The sequence below is a fragment of the Geodermatophilus sp. Leaf369 genome, assembly GCF_001424455.1.
GTDB lineage: Bacteria > Actinomycetota > Actinomycetes > Mycobacteriales > Geodermatophilaceae > Klenkia.
This window is the reverse complement of sequence record NZ_LMQA01000001.1, coordinates 932,487-948,828: the sequence shown is the minus strand read 5'-3', so window position 1 is coordinate 948,828 and position 16,342 is coordinate 932,487. Positions and strand designations below refer to the sequence as shown.

Sequence of the window (16,342 nt, the reverse complement as noted above, 5' to 3'; positions counted from 1 at the left end):
GCTGTGACTCGTGTGGTTGCTGCGTCAGACCGGTCGGTCGATGAAGGAGGACTCCGGGCGGCTGGGGGACTGCGACATCCGGGCCGCCACGTCGCGCTGACGGCGGGACTGCACGATGCCCTCCACGAGGGCCTCGGCGACCGCCAGCTGGTGCTGCAGGAGGCGCGCGGCCCGCTCGCGCAGGTCCGCCGGCATCGGGCCCAGGCCGGTCGGGGGGACCCAGTCCGAGGAGCGTCGTCCCCAGGCGGCGATCTCGGCGGCCGACGCCCCGGCCAGGGTGCGCTCGGCGTGGTGGGTGTCGGCCTCGATGACGTCCAGGGCGTCGGCCCAGGCCTGCCGGCGTTCTTCGCGGCCCCCGGGGTGCCGGTCCTCGGCGCGGTTGGCCGGGGCGGACCGGAGCTCGCCGGGGCCCACCCTGCGGAGCCCGGGGACGGTCACACCGGGCCGGAGCTCAGCAGTGCCGCGGCCTCGGACCAGGCGTCGCGCAGCGGCTCGACGACGGTGCGGCAGTCGGCCACCCGGCGGGCGTCGCCCTTCACGTTGGCCATCACCAGCTCGCTGTGCACCCAGGTGTACAGCGAGGACAGCGCGGGGCCGCCGTCCCAGTCGTCGACGTTCAGCGTGCCGTGCAGCTCCAGGACGATGTCCTGGGCGTGCATGAGCTGCTCGCTGGCGGCCACCCGGTCGCCCTCGCCGAGGGCGGTCTGGGCGCGCTGGAGGTCCAGGGCGAGGCGATCGTAGAGCATGACGAGCAGACGCTGGGGGGACGCGGTCGCGACCGACTCGTTCACGTAGCGGGCACGCAGGGCGGCAGTCATTCGGGGTTCTCCTGGGCTACGGGGGAGCGGGCGGTCAGGACGACGCGTTGGGGTTGTAGAGCTGGTTGATCTGCGAGCTCAGCCACGAGGACTGGTTCTTGATCGTGTTCAGCGCGGTCTCCAGGGCGGAGAACTGCCGGGTGAGCGTGGCCTTGCGGGCCTCGAGCCGGATGTCGAAGGCGTCGACCTTGTCCTGGATCGCCTTGGCCAGGGTGTCCCGGCCGGTGGCCAGCTGGACCAGGGTGCCGGTCGAGGAGTCGCTGGCGGTCTTCGCCAGGGCAGCCAGCCTGCCGGCGATGCCGGTGGTGCTGCCCGCGCCGGACAGCAGGGCCGAGGTGCCGGCCGGGTCGCTGCCCAGCTTGGCGGTGAACACGGCGGCGTCGAAGGTGAGCTTGCCGTCCCGGGTGAGCTGCAGGCCGATGGTGCTGGCGCTGGTGCCGCCGATGGCCGTGGAGATCGCGTCGAGCACCTGGTCGGACAGCTGGACCAGCGCCCGGTCGCCCTGCAGCGTGGCCGTCGCCTGGCCGGCGGTGGAGGTCGTGTAGCCCTTGATGACGCCGAGGGCGCCGTTGGCGGCGTCGACGAGCGCCTGCACCTTGGCCGTGATCGACGCCGCGTCGCTGCCGACCCGGACGGTGGTGGAGGTGGTCGGGTCCGCTGCGGAGACGGTCACCGAGACCCCGGCGACCAGGTCGGTGAAGGTGTTCGTGGCCGACGTGGCCAGCACGCCCGCCCCGAGGTCGAGTTCGGCGTCCTGGGCGGGCGTGGTGGTCAGGAACGACGACCCTGCGCTCGCCTCGTCCTCGTCGGCCGACACGACGGTCCGCCCGCCGGCGGCTCCGGTGGCGTCGCTGCTGATCTGCAGCCGGAACTGGTTGGCCCCGACCTGGACGACCGTGGCGCGGACCCCGTAGCCGCTGCCGTTGATCGCGGTGACCGCATCGGCCAGCGTCGCGTCGGCCGGCAGGTCGATGCTCCCCAGGGTGGCGCCCGTGCTGTCGCGGATCTCGATCGGCCACGCGGGCTGGGCCTGGCGGGCGGGAGCGGTGGCCGAGCTCCACGTGCCGGTGCTGATCGACTGACCGGCCGAGGCGAGCCGGGTGACCGAGAAGGTGATGGCCGTGCCGTTGACGGCTGCCGCGGAGGCGCTGGCCGTGACCGACGCGGTCGAGCTGGTGGCGTTCTTCGCCGCGGAGAGGCTGCTGCTGGTGAGCGCCTCGGCCGCGGTGCGGATCGCGTCGAAGCGGGTGTTGACCGCCCGGTAGGCGGTGGCCTTGGCCTGGGTGGCCGTCAGCTGGTTCTTCAGCAGCGTCTGCGGACGGGCCTCGACGGCCATCAGCCCGCTGATGATCGAGGTGGTGTCCAGACCGGAGACCAGTCCGTCGACTCCGAGTGCCATCGCGTTCTCCCTCCGGTGCCGGATCAGGTGGGTGGTGCCCCCCTGTCATCGGCGGTCGGGGGTGCTTGTTGAGCCGAGCGGTCGGTGTGACCCCTCCGGGGGACCGCGCGGTGCCGGAACAGCAGTGAGGGGGGCGGCCGGCTGGCCGCCCCCCTCACCGGGAGTGCTGTCGTGCGGGTGTCGCCCCCGCCTCAGCTCACTGGAGGAGCTTGAGGACCGACTGGGCCGACTGGTTGGCCTGTGCCAGCATGGAGGTGCCGGCCTGGACCAGGATCTGGTTCTTGCTGAACTCGGTCATCTCCGAGGCCATGTCGACGTCGACGATGCGCGACCGGCTGGCGGTCAGGTTCTCGACGGCGATGTTGAGGTTGGCCGTGGTCTGCTCGAACCGGTTCTGGATGGCACCCAGGTCGGCACGGGAGGTGGAGACGGCGCTGATGGCCTTGTCCAGGGCGACGAGAGCGGCGTTGGCACCACCGGCGGCGGTGACGTCGATGCTGTTGACACCCAGGGCGGTGGCCGAGAAGCCACCGGTGGCCGCGGCGGCCGCGGTGTTGGTGCCGGCGGCGTTGATGCCACCACCGGCGGTGATCGCGCCGGTGACCGAGGAGTCCTTGGCGCGGACCTCCAGGCCACCGGTCTGGTTGACCGTCGCGGTGTAGGAGAGCTTGAACGCGGCGTCGTTGTTCAGCTGGGTGGCGATGGCGTTGGCGTCGCTCGAGACCGTGAGGGCCGCGGTGGTGACGGTCACCGCGCCCTGGGTGAAGGTGGCGGCAGCGGCGGTGGTCGCGGCCGCACCGTTCGCCCAGGTGCTGACCGAGCCGGAGGCGCCGGTGGACTTGACGCTGGCGGTGATGACCTCGGTGGCGTTGGCGCCGACCTGGAAGGTGCCGCTGTAGGCGCCGTCCAGGAGCTTCTTGCCGTTGAACGTGGTCGTGTCGGCGATCCGGGTCAGCTCGGAGTTGAGCTGGGTGATCTCGGACTGGATGTTCTTCTTCGCCTCGGTGGACAGACCGCCGTCGTTCGCCGCCTGCACCGACAGGTCGCGCATGCGCTGCAGGATGCCCTGGCTGGTGGCCAGCGCGCCTTCCGCGGTCTGCACGACGCTGACGCCGTCCTGGGTGTTGCGGACGGCGACCTTGAGGCCACCGATCTGGGACTTCATGCCCTCCGAGATGGCCAGGCCCGCAGCGTCGTCCGCAGCGCGGTTGATGCGGAAGCCCGAGGACAGCTTCTCCAGCGACTTGTTCATCGCCGAGTCGTTGACCGACAGGTTGCGGTAGGCGTTCATCGCGGCGGTGTTGGTGTTGATGCGCATGCCCATGGTGATCCTCCTGGATTAAGGCTGTGCTGGTGTGTCCCGCTGCATCCGTGCTGCGGGGGGTGCAGTGACCACTACGGCTGGGGGGCCGGCGGTCTTGAGCCGAAACGAGGAGATCTGCAGACCTCCCTCGAAGGGGTCAGGCGGGCTGGGTGAAGGCGGTGCGCACCTGGTCGGCCGAGCGCGGGGGAGGGGGCCACATGCCGCGGCTGCCGCGGGGGCGGCTGCGGGTGACGACCTGCTCCACGTAGGCGGCCTGCTGGTTGCGGGCGCGCACGCCGCCCTCGGGGGCGACCGGCGTCTCCTCCCACACCTCGCTCATCGCAGCGTGCAGCAGTGTCAGGGCCCGGGCGCGCATCTGCGAGACCCGGGAGAGCGTCACCCCGAGGTCGGCCGCGATGTCGGTCAGTGATTCGTCACCGAAGAAACTGCGCTCGACCACCTCGCCGAGTCGGTCGGGCAGGGCGTGCATCGCCTCGTGCAGGTGGCGGGCCCGTTCGTTCTTCACGACCGTCTTCTCCGGGGAGTCCCCGGTCGAGGGCAGGTCGAAGGTGTTCCCGTCGTCCCCGCTCTCGGCGTCGATGCTCACCATCACGGCCCGGTGGACGTCGACCTGCAGCGAGGACAGCTCGCTGAGGGGCACCCCGAGCTCGGCGGCCAGCTCGGCCTGCGTCGGCGGCCGGCCCAGTCGCGCAGCGAGGACGTCGGCGGCGGCGTCCGAGCGCCGGGCCGCGGCCCGCACCGAGCGGCTGGCCCAGTCCCCGGACCGCAGCTCGTCGAGCACCGCGCCCTGCAGGCGGGGGAGGGCGTAGGTGGCGAACGTGGCGCCCGCGGTCGAGTCGAACCGGCGGGCCACCTCGACCAACGCGATCTGGGCGCAGGACAGCAGGTCCTCGCGGCTCACGTGCGCGGGCAGTGAGATGCGTGCCGCGACGGCGTTGACCGCGTACTGGGCGAGCGCGAGGTGCTCGGTCACCAGCCGGTCGGTGTCACGGCGCTGCTGGGGACCCGCCTGGGGAGGCGACGGGCGCGAGGGGTTCACGGGCTCTATCTCGGCGTCCCACGAGCCCCATCTGACCCTTCTCGGCAACTTCCTGCTTCGACTTGAGCCCCGACCTGCGGTGCCGAAGTCAGAGGGGAGAACCGGGTGCGCAGCCGTGCCCCGGGAACCGAGGACGAGAGGAGCCAGCGGTGGACTACCAGCACCTGTCGACCCTGCTCTGGCGCGAGCAGGAGCTCCTGGACCTGCTGCTCTTCAAGGCCGAGGAGAAGCAGTACCTCATCATCAGCGGCAAGAACCGCTGGCTGCCGCGGATCGCGCACGAGATCGAGGTCGTCCTCGAGCAGATGCGCACCCTCGAGGTGGAGCGCGCCGCGGTCACCGAGGTCATCGCCGCCACGCTGGGCCTGGAGCCCAACCCCTCGCTGCGCACCATCGCCGAGCACGTGCCGGCCCCGTGGAACGACCTGCTGGTCAAGCACCACGAGACGCTGCTGGGTCTGGTCACCGACCTGCGCGGGCTCTCCGACGCCAACCGCGAGCTCATCCAGAGCGGCCTGGCCGCCATCGACGAGGCGCTGCTGTCGGTCCGCCCGGACGCCGCCCCCACCTACACCGCCGCCGGCCGCGCCGCCTCGCGCGGCAGCCGCTCGATGACCCTGGACGGCACGCTGTGAGCGGCTTCTCCTCCCTCAACATCGCCAGCAACGTCCTCTCGGCGCACCAGCGGGCCCTCGAGGTCACCGCGCAGAACGTCGCCAACGCCGCCACCGTCGGCTACACCCGCCAGCGGGCGGACCTGCAGTCGCTGTCGGCCACCTCGGTGTCGGGGCTCTACTCGACCTCCGAGGGCGTCGGCGAGGGCGTCTCCGCCGATGTCGTCACCCGCATCCGGGACGCCTTCCTGGAGCGTCGCGGCCAGCTCGAGCACGGCATCTCCGCCCAGGCCGCCGCCGTGGACGTCGCCTGGTCGCAGGCCGAGCTGTCCTTCAACGAGCCGGGCTCGTCGGGCCTGCAGGCCACGCTGACCAAGCAGTGGTCGGCCTGGGGCCAGCTGGCCACCACGCCCACCGACCCCGCAGCCCGGACGGCGGTCGTCGCCGCCAGCCAGGCCGTGGTCAGCTCGCTGAACAGCACCGCGAAGGCCCTGGACGCCCAGTGGTCATCGACGAGGGTCGACCTGCAGGACGGGCTCGGCGAGGTCAACGCCGCCGCCCGCCAGATCGCCGACCTCAACCGGGCCATCGTGGCCTCGACCGCGGGCGGCCTGGACTCCAACGAGCTGCAGGACAAGCGGGACGTGCTCATCGGCACGCTGGCCGACCGGATCGGCGCCATCGGGGTGCCCAAGGCCGACGGCAGCGTGGACGTCGTCGTCAACGGCGCGGCCCTGGTCGCCGGCAAGACCGCCAGCCAGATCACGCTGTCCGCGCCGACGGCGCCCAGCGGTGCCACCACGGCGACGTCCGCGCTGTCCCTCGCACCCGGCGGCGCTGCGGTGACGCCCGGCGGGACCATGGGCGGCCAGCTGCAGGCGATGAACGAGATCCTCCCCGGCCTGCAGGGCCGGCTCGACGCGGTCGCGGCCGACGTCGCGGCCCGGGTGAACGCCGCCCAGCAGGACGGCTCGACGGCCGCCGGGGTCCGGGGGCAGGCGCTCTTCCAGACCGAGGCCGGGTCCACCACCGGCATCACCGCGGGGAACATTCGGCTGTCGGGGGTGAGCGGCTCGGGGCTCGCGACCGGGCTCCTCGACGCCGACGGCAACGCGTACGCCAGCAGCAGCGGCGCCAACGCCGACCGCATCGCCCAGCTGGGCTCCTCCACCACCGGCCCGGACGCCACCTACCGGGACCTCGTCACCGACCTCGGCGTCAAGGCCCAGAGCGCCACCTCCTCGGCGGCCTCGGCCCGGGCGATCGTCACCCAGGTCGACGCCTCCCGGCAGTCGGTCAGCGGGGTCAGCCTCGACGAGGAGATGACCAACATGCTCGTCTTCAAGCAGTCCTACGCCGCGATCAGCCGGGTCATCACGGCGATCGACGAGATGCTCGACGTCCTGATCAACAAGACCGGATTGGTCGGCAGGTGACCTGATGCGCATCACCCACCGCGCCATCGCAGAGCGCAGCTCCCAGAACATGCAGACCAACCTCGCCGCGATGGCGAAGCTGCAGGACCAGATCTCCTCGGGCAAGGCGATCGGCAAGCCCTCGGACTCCCCGAGCGGCACGTCGACGGCCATGCGCTCGCGCGCCGAGCTCACCACCAACGAGCGCCACACGGCCAACATCTCCGCGGCCACCACGACGCTCAACGCCGCGGACTCCGCGTTGGACGCGATGGGCGACCTGGTCCGGCGGGCCCGCGACCTGGTCACCCAGGGAGCGAACGCGGGGGCCAACAACGCGGTGAACAACGCTGCGCTGGCCACCGAGATCGCCGGCATCCGGGAGAGCATGCTCGCCGTCGCCAACCGCACCGTGGGCGGCGTCCCCGTCTTCGGGGGGACGACCGCGGGGGGCGCTGCGTACAGCGCCGCCGGCGGGTACGAGGGCCAGCCCCTCGGCCAGCAGCAGGTCCGGGTGTCGGCGTCGGAGACCGTGCAGACCAGCCTGAACGGCCCGGACGTCTTCGGCGCCGCCCCCGACGACGTGTTCGCCCTGCTCGGCACGATCGCCGCAGAGCTGGCCGCGGGCTCCACGACCATCGGGTCCCGCCTCACCGACCTGGACACCGCCGCCCAGCGGATGACCACCACCCGCGCCGAGATCGGCGTCCGCACCCAGCGCCTGGAGCAGGTCGCCTCGATCAACGCCGGCCAGGCGCTGTCGATCAGGGCGCAGCTGTCCGAGGCCGAGGACGTCGACCAGGCGAAGACCTACCTGGAGCTCACCGTCCGGGACACCGCCTACAAGGCAGCGCTGCAGACCACCGCCTCGACCATCCAGCTCTCCCTGGTCGACTACCTGCGCTGACTCATCTGACCGTCGCGTCCCGCCCGCCCCAGGGGTGTCCCGAGCCGTTGCCGGGTTGCCGATCATGAAGCGGACGGGGCACGGCACGTGCTCCACCCGGCCAGGGAACGGCCGGCCACCGAGACCCATGGAGGGGTACTGGTGCTCACGCTCACCCGCACGATCGGCGAGACCATCCGGATCGGCGACGACATCGAGGTGCACGTCGTCGAGGTCCGCGGCAACACCGTCCGGCTCGGCTTCAAGGCCCCCCGCGAGGTGTCCATCCACCGCGAGGAGGTCTACGAGCAGATCGCTGCCGCCCGTCGGCTGGCCGTCCGGGTGGCCGCCGACGCCGTCGGGGCGCTGACCGCGGCCCTCGGTGGCACCCGCGGTCCCGCGACTGCCACACGCGCACCACGCGAGGACGGCGACACGGCCGCACCCGCCTTGGCGTGATCTGCCCAGCAACGCCGGTGTAGTTGGGCGAGACGCACCCCGTTTCGGCTCAACTCCAGCCCCACCATGCGCAAAGCTCTCCCCTGAGCACGTGACAGGGGGCGACGGAGATGCAACGCAGCGCGATCAGCACGCCGAGTGGCGATGTGCAGGACCCGACCGTGGTGATCCACGTGCAGTTGCGCCCGCGGCGGGCCGCGGCCCGCAAGTGCCTGGCGGCCCTGGCCCAGCTGGCGACCGAGCACGCCGGTGTGCCGGTCGGGCTGGTCGGGCTGAGCAAGGACGCCCGGGTGCTGCGGGTGACCGTGGCCGTCGACCTCGGCCCGCGGGCCGACGTCGCCCGGTTCTCCCCGGCCGCCCAGGCCGCCTACGGGTTCGTGTCCGACCTGTTCACCGTGCTCTACGAGCACATGCCGGTCTACGCGACCGAGCCCACCGCCGAGGAGTCGGCCGCCGTGGCCCCGTTCCTCCAGTCCGCCGACGCCGTCGGGCACTGGGTGGACGCCCGCGCCTGGTCGCCGGACGCCGTCAGCGCCTGAGGCACCCCAGCACCGTCGCACTCGTCCTCTCACCGAGTCGCGATCCCGCGGCCGCCCCGGCACCCCCGGAGCGGTCGTCTTCCCCCGAGATCGACGACCGACGACAGGAGTCCCCGGTGTCCGAACCGTCCCGCAGGTCCACCGGCCCCCTGGTGCTGGGTGGCATCACCGAGGACCAGGCCTGGGCCGACACCCCCATCACCGTCCGCGACCGGGTGCACTTCCGCACCGAGCGGGAGCTGCCGCTCGAGGAGTTCCGGGCGTTCCTGCCGGCCGGGGTGACCGTGACCCTGGACGAGGGGGAGGGGCTCTACCGGGTCGACGGCGACGCCGGCCAGGCGACGGCCCTGTCCACGCTGGTGAAGAGCTGGTGCGCGGTGCACGACCACCGCACGGTCGGCCTGCGGGCGGAGACCGGCGTCCGCCGGCGCGCACCCAAGGACCTCCCGCCGGCGTTCCTGGCCGACCTGTGCCGGCACTACGGCCCGGTCAGCCTCAAGCGCCTGCAGCGGAACATGAGCACCATCCGGCTGCACATCCCCGACAACGACGACGTCGTCCAGCAGGTGAGCGAGTGGGTGCTCAAGGCCGTCGCGCAGTACGACGAGACCAAGGGCGTGCCCTTCGGGGCGTTCCTGGCCACCCAGCTGTCCAAGTGGGTGCACGACCTGGGCCGGGCCGCGTTCGGCCGCACCGCCACCGACACCGAGAACCGGCAGCAGAAGGCGGTGGCCACGTTCGTCGCCGAGCACCGCCGCCGGCCCACCGAGCGGGAGCTCGCCGACCTGCTGGGGCAGAGCGTCGCGGTGCTGCGCAAGAACGCGCAGTCGGTCGCGACCCTCAACGGCCTGCGCAACCTGCAGTCCCTGGACGGCGTGCCCGACGGCGCCGACCACCTGCTCCCGGACGCGGCGCAGGCACCCGACGAGATCCTCGGCGAGGCCGAGCAGAGCCTGCTCTCCCACGCCCTCACCGCCGCGTGCGCACCGGACCCCACGGCCCGGCCCGACCAGCGCGCCGGGCAACCCAACGTGCTCGGGTGGGTCACCTGGTACCAGACCACCTGGGGCGGGCAGACCAAGACGCAGCTGGCCGCCGACCTGGGCACCTCGGTGCGCAACATGAACGTGCACGCCGACCGGGCCGAGCGCGTGCTCAAGGACCGGCTCACCGAACTGACCGGCTGATCCGGCTCCACCGGGGCTCGCGACTGCCGATACAGGTGTGACAGGAGAGGCGCGGGCGCACGGCCCCGCGGACGAGCAGGGAGCGTGACGCGATGACGATGGTGTCCGAGCCGTCGACCGGGGTGGTCCTCGTGCCGCACTGGTTGTCCGCCGTCGACCGCACGGCCCTCGCCGCCTCGCTTGAGACCGCCCTGGCCCGCCCCGACCTCCCGGCGACCACCGGCGACCGGCTGCTCGACGTCCTCACCGAGCTGCACGTGGCCCGGGCCCGCGACGTCGTCTGGCCGAGCTCGGCCGCCCGGGTCCGCCTGGTCACCGGGTGGGACCCCGACACGCTGCCGGTGCGCCTGTCGGCGATGGAGCTGGCCTGCACGCTGAGCCTGCCCGAGCTGCCCGCTGCCGTCCGCGCAGCGCTCACCGGCGGCCGGAGCGCGTGAGCGGTCCCGGCCTGCGCCTGCTGCCCCGGCTGACCCGACGCACCTGCGACCCCGGCGACCTGCTCGACGCCGCCCACCGGCTCTGCGCCGACGCCCCGGCCGGCCTGCGGGTCGAGCTGGACCACGACCGCCGGGACCCGGCGCTGCGGGTCGAGGAGGGCGAGCGCAGCCACCGCACCGGTCTCGGCGCGCTGGCCGGGCAGATCACCCGCAACGGGCACGACGGCTCGCCCGCCGCGCTGGACCGTGCGCTGCAGGCGTGGCTGGACCACCGGCCGGTCACCGATGCCGAGGCCGCCCGGCGGGGGATCGCCGTCCTGGTCTGGGCCGACGACACCGAGTCGGCCCTGGGCTGGCAGGTCGTCGTGCACCGCGGCGACGTCGTCGTCGGCTGGGTCCCGCACCCCTTCACCCACGCCGACACCGTCACCTCGGTGCGCGCGGCGGCCGCAGCGCGGGCCGCCGACGTCGTGGTGCGCTGCAGCACCGAGGGCCCGGTGCTCCTGCTGGACGCCGACGACCCCCTGCTGGCCACCGCCGCGCTGAGCGCCCCGGAGCAGGTGCTGGCCACCGCGGGGGAGCTCGGGCTGCGGCTGGCCGACGCCCGCGTCGTCGTCACCCCCGGTCGCCCGGTCGCCTGGGCAGAGCCGGCCGTCGCAGCCCGACTGGCCGGGGAGACCGTCGAGCCCTCGGTCACCCTCCCGTGGAGCGCGCTGCCCGACCTGCCCTGGCTGTAGCTCAGGCCAGCGAGCCGTACTCCCAGTGCCACGGCTCGGGGTTGCTCCCCGCGGCCCGGGCCCAGTCCGGCGCGGTCCAGCCGAAGGTGGGTGCCCAGCGCGCCATCCAGGCGTGCTCGGGGGTGTCGAAGCCGTTGACCCCGCCGCACAGGTCCACGGCCAGCCCCCAGCCGTGGTTCGAGGTGCCCGGGACGGCGGTGATCGCGGGCTTGCGCTCGTGGGCGTCGACCTGGGCGGACAGTGACCGGTAGGAGTCGGTGATGCAGATCGGCCGGTGGAAGGCGTTCTGGAAGGCCTCGGCGAGTCCGGCGTAGGCCGCCGCCGCGTCGCAGCGCAGCCGGTGCCCGGCGCCGATCGCGCACAGCGCCGACGTCGGGATCTGCCCGTTGGCCCAGCCGCCCCAGGCCGGGGAGACCGGTCCGGTGGCCGCGCTGACCGGCGCTGCGCCGCAGACGGTCGCGGTGCTGCCGTCCGAGGGCGGCGGGGTGTTCGGGACGGCGGGGGGCACGGTCACCCGCACCGCGGCAGCACCGGGCGCGGCCGGGAGGACGGCGACCTGGTGGGCCGTCGCCGAGGCGGTGACCACCTGGCCGGCACCGACGTAGACCCCGACGTCGTCCAGGCCGGCGTCCGGGTGCGACCCGAAGACGAGGTCGCCGGGCTGCCACTGGCCCTCGGGCACCACGGTGCCCGCCGACCACTGGGCGGCGAAGGTGGTGCCGACCGCCCGCCCGAGGCCGGCCCACACGGTCGCGGTCAGGCCGGTGCAGTCGGTCCCGGCCGGGGAGGTGCCGCCCGGGACGTACGGCGTGCCCAGCGAGGCCAGTGCCGTGCCCACCGCCAGGGCCGCCTCCACGGTGGGCACGGCGACGACGCGGCCGCCCACCACGCCCTCCACGACGCCGGGGACGACCAGACCCAGCGCGTCCGTGGCCGGGCTCAGCCCCTCGGGCAGGTCTCCGGCCGCCACCGCGGCGGCGGTGGGCAGCTCGATCCCGGCCGCGGCCAGGTCGGCGAGCCGGGTCTGCCAGGCCACCCGGGCGGCGTCGTCGACGGCCTGCTGGTCCGGTGAGGTCGGTGCGGCGCGCAGCCCGGCGAGGGCGGCGGTGAGGGCGAGGTCGGCGCTGGTCGCCGGGGCGTCCGGCGTGCTGCCGGCCAGCACGGCGGCGGCGGTGCCGGCCAGCTCGGCCCGCAGCGCGGTGGCCGCGGCGGTGAGCTCCAGGGGTGCCGAGGCCGCGGCGGGGGTCTCCGGGCGGACCCCGGCCAGCGCGACCGAGACGGTGAGGGTCAGGGCGAGGACGGCAGCCACCGCAGCGCAGCGCCCGAGCAACCGCCCGAGCGCGGCCCGGCGCAGTGCCCGGGCGCGGGCCCGCCGCTGCGCCCGCGCGCGACGGGCGGCCACCTGGGCACGCGCGCGTGCGCGGGCCCGGGCCTGCGCGACCGCGCGGGGGTCGGAGGGCGCGGGCACACCGGAGACATCGGGCGCACCGGCGACCGTGTTGAGGCCGGCCCACGGACGGGTCGGTCCGGTCACCCCTCCGGGGGAGGGGTCGGCGCCCACCAGGCGCCGTGCTCGGGACGCAGTTCCACGCGGGTCTGCGCGCCGTCCTCGGTGGTCACGACCAGGGCGACGGCGGTGATCCGCCGTCCGTCGGGGTCGGGCAGCCGCGCGCCGGTGGCCAGGGGCAGCGGCGGCAGCACCAGGTCGTCGTCGTCCGGCACGCGCGGCACGCTACGGGCCGGGGAGGACGCCCGCCCACCCGTCGTCCCCCGGACGAGCGAGACCCCGCCGTCCCAGCAGGGACGACGGGGTCGGGTGCGCTCGGGTCAGCGGGCGTCGAGCGGGACGAACGCGCGCTCGGTGGGCCCGGTGTAGAGCTGCCGCGGACGGCCGATCTTGGTGGCCGGGTCCTCGATCATCTCCCGCCACTGGGCGATCCAGCCCGGCAGCCGGCCCAGCGCGAAGAGCACGGTGAACATCCGGGTCGGGAAGCCCATGGCCCGGTAGATCAGGCCGGTGTAGAAATCGACGTTCGGGTAGAGCTTGCGCTGGACGAAGTAGTCGTCGGTGAGCGCGATCTCCTCGAGCTGGCGGGCCAGGTCGAGCAGCTCGCTGTTGCCGCCGAGCTTGTCCAGCACGTTGTCCGCCGTCGCCTTCACGATGGCCGCGCGCGGGTCGTAGTTCTTGTAGACCCGGTGCCCGAAGCCCATCAGCTTGACGCCGGGCTCCTTGTCCTTGACCCGCTGGACGAACTTCCCGATGTCGCCGCCGTCGGCCTTGATGGCCTCCAGCATCTCCAGCACCGACTGGTTCGCCCCGCCGTGCAGCGGGCCGAACAGCGCGTTGATGCCGGCCGAGACCGAGGCGAAGAGGTTGGCGTGCGAGGAGCCGACGAGCCGCACGGTCGACGTGGAGCAGTTCTGCTCGTGGTCGGCGTGCAGCACGAAGAGCATGTCCAGGGCCTTGACCAGCTCCGGGTCGGCCTCGTACGGCTCGGCCGGGAACCCGAAGGTCATCCGGAGGAAGTTCTCCACCAGGCCCTTGGAGTTGTCCGGGTACAGGAACGGCTGCCCCACGGACTTCTTGTAGGCGTAGGCCGCGATCGTGGGCAGCTTGGCCAGCAGGCGGTAGGTGGACATCTCGACCTGGGCGTGGTCGAAGGGGTCCAGCGAGTCCTGGTAGAAGGTCGACAGGGCGCTGACCGCCGAGGAGAGCACCGGCATCGGGTGCGCGTCCCGCGGGAAGCCCTTGAAGAACTGCTTCAGGTCCTCGTGCAGCAGGGTGTGTCGGCGGATCTTCTGGTCGAAGTCCTCCAGCTGCGCCGGCGTCGGCAGCTCACCGTGGATGAGCAGGTAGGAGACCTCGACGAAGCTGGCCTTGCCGGCCAGCTGGTCGATCGGGTACCCGCGGTAGCGCAGGATCCCGGCGTCTCCGTCGATGTAGGTGACGGCCGACGTGCAGGCCGCCGTGTTCACGAAGCCGATGTCCAGGGCGACCTTGCCGGTCGTGGCCAGCAGCTTGCTGGTGTCGATGCCCTCGGCGCCCTCGGAGGAGGGGACGACGGGCAGGTTCAGGTCCCCACCGGGGTAGGCCAGGCGTACGTCTGTGTCGGTCATCGTCGTGGACGCTACCGGTCAGGGGTGCGTCATCGACAGCACGTCCAGGGCGGCGTCGAGCTGCTGCTCGGTCAGCTTGCCGGCCTCGACGTAACCGCGCTCCACCACGACCTGGCGGATCGTCTTCTGCTCCTTGAGCGACTGCTTGGCCACGACCGCGGCCTCCTCGTAGCCGATGTACTTGTTCAGCGGCGTCACGATCGAGGGGCTGGACTCGGCGAGGGCGCGGCAGTGCTCGACGTTGGCGGTGATGCCGTCGATGCAGCGGTCGGCCAGCAGGCGGCTCACGTTGGCCAGCAGCCGGATCGACTCCAGCACGTTGCGGGCCATCAGCGGCAGCGTCACGTTGAGCTCGAAGGAGCCGGTGGTGCCGGCGAAGGTCACCGCGGCGTCGTTGCCGATCACCTGGGCGGCGACCTGGATGGCCGCCTCGGGCAGCACCGGGTTCACCTTGCCCGGCATGATCGAGGAGCCCGGCTGCAGGTCTGGCAGCGCGATCTCACCGAGACCGGTGCGCGGGCCGGAGCCCATCCAGCGCAGGTCGTTGCAGATCTTCACCAGGCCGACGGCGATGGTCTTGAGCTGCCCGGAGGCCTCCACCAGACCGTCGCGCGAGCTCTGCGCCTCGAAGTGGTCGCGCGCCTCGGTGAGCGGCAGGTCCATGTCGGCGGCCAGCGTGGAGATGATGGCGGCGGCGAAGCCGGGCGGGGTGTTGATCCCGGTGCCGACCGCGGTGCCGCCCAGCGGCAGCTCGCCGATGCGGGGGAGCGAGGCCTGCAGGCGCTCGACGCCGTAGCGGACCGCCGCGGCGTAGCCGCCGAACTCCTGGCCCAGGGTCACCGGGGTGGCGTCCATCAGGTGGGTGCGGCCGCTCTTGACCACGTCGGCGAACTCGGTCGCCTTGCGCTCCAGCGAGGCGGCCAGGTGCTCCAGGGCAGGCACCAGGACGGCGACGACGGCGCGGGTGGTGGCGATGTGGATCGCCGAGGGGAACACGTCGTTGGAGGACTGCGAGGCGTTGACGTGGTCGTTGGGGTGCACCGACAGCCCGGAGGCCTCGGTGGCCAGCGTCGCGATCACCTCGTTGGTGTTCATGTTCGACGAGGTGCCCGAGCCGGTCTGGAACACGTCGATCGGGAAGTGGGCGTCCCAGTCGCCCCGGGCGACCTGGGCGGCGGCGTCGCCGATGGCCCGGGCGACGTCCTCGGGCAGCACGCCCAGGGAGGCGTTCACCGTCGCGGCCGCGCCCTTGATGGCGGCCAGGGCACCGATCAGCTCGCGCTCGATCGGGGTGCCGCTGATCGGGAAGTTCTCGACCGCGCGCTGGGTCTGCGCGCGCCACTTGGCGTGCGCCGGGACGCGGACCTCCCCCATGGAGTCGTGCTCGATGCGGAAGTCCTGCTCGGTGGCCACGCTGCGCTCCGGGGTGTCGGTGTCAGGGCGTTCGGGGGTCGACGGTAGACGAGCCGGTGCACCCGCCCGGGTGACCCTCGGCCCGTCGGATGGCGGCACGGGGGCAACCGTCCCTAGTCTTCCGACGCCTGCCCCCGGACCGAGGAGTTCCCGTCATGAGCCAGCCTCCACAGCCTCCTGCCGGTGGCGACCGTCCCTGGGAGCCCTCCTCCCCGGACCGGGACCCGACCTCGCAGTTCCCCGAGCAGAGCCAGTACGGCCAGCAGGGGCAGTACGGGCAGCAGGGGCAGTACGGCCAGCAGGGCCAGTACGGGCAGCCGGGCCAGTACGGCCAGCAGGGCCAGTACGGCCAGCGGCCCGCGTACGGACAGGACCAGTACGGCGCGCAGCAGGGCCAGTACGGCCAGCCCGGCTACGGCCAGGACCAGTACGGGCAGCAGGGGCAGTACGGCCAGCAGCCCCCGAAGAGCAACAAGAACACGATCATCGCGCTGTCGATCGCCGGTGTCGTCGTCGTCGCCGCCGTGGTGACCGCGCTGGTCCTCCTGCTCGGTGGGGACGACGAGGAGACGACGACGGCCGGCGGCAGCACCGCGGCGGCCACGACGACCAGTGCGTCGTCGTCCTCGAGCTCGTCGTCCAGCTCGTCGTCCTCGAGCTCGTCGTCGTCCAGCTCGTCGTCCTCGGAGGACGAGACCGCCTCCAGCCCCTCGACGACCGAGGCGCCCGGCGGTCCGGTCCCGGCGCCGACCATCCCGCCGACCGGGCTGGGCACGGACCCGGCCCTCGACGCCCTGGCCCAGGCTTGTTACGACGGCGACATGGGCTCCTGCGACGACCTGTTCTTCTCCTCGGACTTCGACTCCCTCTACAACGACTACGGCGACTCGTGCGCCGGTCGGCAGGAGGTCGGCACCGGCCGCACCTGCAACAGCGCGTTCGGCTGAGCCCGACCCCA

18 protein-coding genes are annotated in these 16,342 nt (G+C 73.1%); 9 read left to right on the top strand and 9 right to left on the bottom strand.

The genetic code is table 11. From position 1 onward, the window contains the following. Window positions 1-24 precede the first annotated feature (24 nt). The 5 genes from ASG36_RS04740 to ASG36_RS04720 all read right to left on the bottom strand — a co-directional run bounded on the left by ASG36_RS04740 (window position 25) and on the right by ASG36_RS04720 (window position 4,514). The gene (locus ASG36_RS04740) at window positions 25-438 is read right to left on the bottom strand and encodes a hypothetical protein (RefSeq protein WP_235494576.1); all 414 of its coding nucleotides are present in this window, start codon (window positions 436-438) and stop codon (window positions 25-27) included. Continuing rightward, a complete protein-coding gene (fliS, locus tag ASG36_RS04735) occupies window positions 435-818 on the bottom strand; it encodes a flagellar export chaperone FliS (RefSeq protein WP_055760089.1) in 384 nt (127 codons plus the stop codon). The genes ASG36_RS04740 and fliS overlap by 4 nt, the downstream gene beginning before the upstream one ends. Before the next feature lie 34 nt (window positions 819-852). Continuing rightward, window positions 853-2,217, bottom strand: coding sequence for a flagellar filament capping protein FliD (fliD, locus tag ASG36_RS04730; RefSeq protein ID WP_055760085.1), 1,365 nt, complete (start codon window positions 2,215-2,217; stop codon window positions 853-855). 196 nt (window positions 2,218-2,413) lie between these two features. Beyond that, window positions 2,414-3,541, bottom strand: coding sequence for a flagellin (locus tag ASG36_RS04725; protein WP_055760082.1), 1,128 nt, complete (start codon window positions 3,539-3,541; stop codon window positions 2,414-2,416). Between the two features lie 136 nt (window positions 3,542-3,677). Next, complete coding sequence (locus ASG36_RS04720) at window positions 3,678-4,514, bottom strand: sigma-70 family RNA polymerase sigma factor (protein WP_235494574.1); 837 nt, start codon at window positions 4,512-4,514, stop codon at window positions 3,678-3,680. Between the two features lie 215 nt (window positions 4,515-4,729). Here ASG36_RS04720 and ASG36_RS04715 point away from each other — a divergent pair, with 215 nt between their 5' ends. The 8 genes from ASG36_RS04715 to ASG36_RS04685 all read left to right on the top strand — a co-directional run bounded on the left by ASG36_RS04715 (window position 4,730) and on the right by ASG36_RS04685 (window position 10,854). After that, window positions 4,730-5,215 carry a flagellar protein FlgN gene (locus ASG36_RS04715; RefSeq protein ID WP_055760079.1) on the top strand — a complete coding sequence of 162 codons (486 nt, stop codon included), beginning with the start codon at window positions 4,730-4,732 and terminating at the stop codon, window positions 5,213-5,215. After that, window positions 5,212-6,630 (top strand): flagellar hook-associated protein FlgK, encoded by a 1,419-nt coding sequence (flgK, locus tag ASG36_RS04710; protein WP_055760077.1) that lies wholly within the window; start codon window positions 5,212-5,214, stop codon window positions 6,628-6,630. Before ASG36_RS04715 ends, flgK begins: the two co-directional genes overlap by 4 nt. Window positions 6,631-6,634: 4 nt before the next feature. Continuing rightward, on the top strand, window positions 6,635-7,516 hold the full coding sequence (gene flgL, locus ASG36_RS04705) for a flagellar hook-associated protein FlgL (RefSeq protein ID WP_055760075.1): 882 nt from the start codon (window positions 6,635-6,637) through the stop codon (window positions 7,514-7,516). A gap of 141 nt (window positions 7,517-7,657) precedes the next feature. Further along, window positions 7,658-7,954: a carbon storage regulator CsrA gene (gene csrA / locus ASG36_RS22855; protein WP_082522781.1), complete on the top strand. Its 297-nt coding sequence runs from the start codon at window positions 7,658-7,660 to the stop codon at window positions 7,952-7,954. Window positions 7,955-8,127: 173 nt separating this feature from the next. Continuing rightward, window positions 8,128-8,493 carry a hypothetical protein gene (locus tag ASG36_RS22260; protein WP_235494572.1) on the top strand — a complete coding sequence of 122 codons (366 nt, stop codon included), beginning with the start codon at window positions 8,128-8,130 and terminating at the stop codon, window positions 8,491-8,493. Between the two features lie 116 nt (window positions 8,494-8,609). Next, entirely contained in the window at window positions 8,610-9,680 is a 1,071-nt protein-coding gene (locus ASG36_RS04695; RefSeq protein WP_235494570.1) for a flagellar biosynthesis protein FliA, read from the top strand. A 92-nt stretch (window positions 9,681-9,772) separates the two neighbouring features. Further along, window positions 9,773-10,117 carry a hypothetical protein gene (locus tag ASG36_RS04690; protein WP_055760072.1) on the top strand — a complete coding sequence of 115 codons (345 nt, stop codon included), beginning with the start codon at window positions 9,773-9,775 and terminating at the stop codon, window positions 10,115-10,117. Then, window positions 10,114-10,854 carry a hypothetical protein gene (locus ASG36_RS04685; protein WP_055760069.1) on the top strand — a complete coding sequence of 247 codons (741 nt, stop codon included), beginning with the start codon at window positions 10,114-10,116 and terminating at the stop codon, window positions 10,852-10,854. The genes ASG36_RS04690 and ASG36_RS04685 overlap by 4 nt, the downstream gene beginning before the upstream one ends. Before the next feature lies 1 nt (window position 10,855). Here ASG36_RS04685 and ASG36_RS04680 read toward each other — a convergent pair whose 3' ends face one another. From ASG36_RS04680 to ASG36_RS04665, 4 genes are all read right to left on the bottom strand, one after another. Then, entirely contained in the window at window positions 10,856-12,388 is a 1,533-nt protein-coding gene (locus tag ASG36_RS04680) for an NlpC/P60 family protein (protein WP_157498564.1), read from the bottom strand. Then, on the bottom strand, window positions 12,385-12,576 hold the full coding sequence (locus ASG36_RS04675; protein WP_235494568.1) for a hypothetical protein: 192 nt from the start codon (window positions 12,574-12,576) through the stop codon (window positions 12,385-12,387). Before ASG36_RS04675 ends, ASG36_RS04680 begins: the two co-directional genes overlap by 4 nt. A 105-nt stretch (window positions 12,577-12,681) precedes the next feature. Beyond that, window positions 12,682-13,971, bottom strand: coding sequence for a citrate synthase (locus ASG36_RS04670; protein WP_055760061.1), 1,290 nt, complete (start codon window positions 13,969-13,971; stop codon window positions 12,682-12,684). Between the two features lie 18 nt (window positions 13,972-13,989). Next, window positions 13,990-15,384, bottom strand: a complete 1,395-nt coding sequence (locus ASG36_RS04665; protein ID WP_082522780.1) for an aspartate ammonia-lyase — start codon at window positions 15,382-15,384, stop codon at window positions 13,990-13,992. 155 nt (window positions 15,385-15,539) lie between these two features. On the opposite strand from ASG36_RS04665, the gene ASG36_RS22255 reads away from it, so the two are divergent. Next, the gene (locus ASG36_RS22255) at window positions 15,540-16,331 is read left to right on the top strand and encodes a hypothetical protein (RefSeq protein WP_055760058.1); all 792 of its coding nucleotides are present in this window, start codon (window positions 15,540-15,542) and stop codon (window positions 16,329-16,331) included. Window positions 16,332-16,342: the final 11 nt, after the last annotated feature.

What these genes read in the sequence shown, in the direction of transcription:
- fliS (WP_055760089.1), bottom strand. Translation starts at nt 818, where the DNA reads ATGACTGCCGCCCTGCGTGCCCGCTACGTGAACGAGTCGGTCGCGACC.
- fliD (WP_055760085.1), bottom strand. Translation starts at nt 2,217, where the DNA reads ATGGCACTCGGAGTCGACGGACTGGTCTCCGGTCTGGACACCACCTCG.
- ASG36_RS04725 (WP_055760082.1), bottom strand. Translation starts at nt 3,541, where the DNA reads ATGGGCATGCGCATCAACACCAACACCGCCGCGATGAACGCCTACCGC.
- flgL (WP_055760075.1), top strand. Translation starts at nt 6,635, where the DNA reads ATGCGCATCACCCACCGCGCCATCGCAGAGCGCAGCTCCCAGAACATG.
- ASG36_RS04690 (WP_055760072.1), top strand. Translation starts at nt 9,773, where the DNA reads ATGACGATGGTGTCCGAGCCGTCGACCGGGGTGGTCCTCGTGCCGCAC.
- ASG36_RS04670 (WP_055760061.1), bottom strand. Translation starts at nt 13,971, where the DNA reads ATGACCGACACAGACGTACGCCTGGCCTACCCCGGTGGGGACCTGAAC.
- ASG36_RS22255 (WP_055760058.1), top strand. Translation starts at nt 15,540, where the DNA reads ATGAGCCAGCCTCCACAGCCTCCTGCCGGTGGCGACCGTCCCTGGGAG.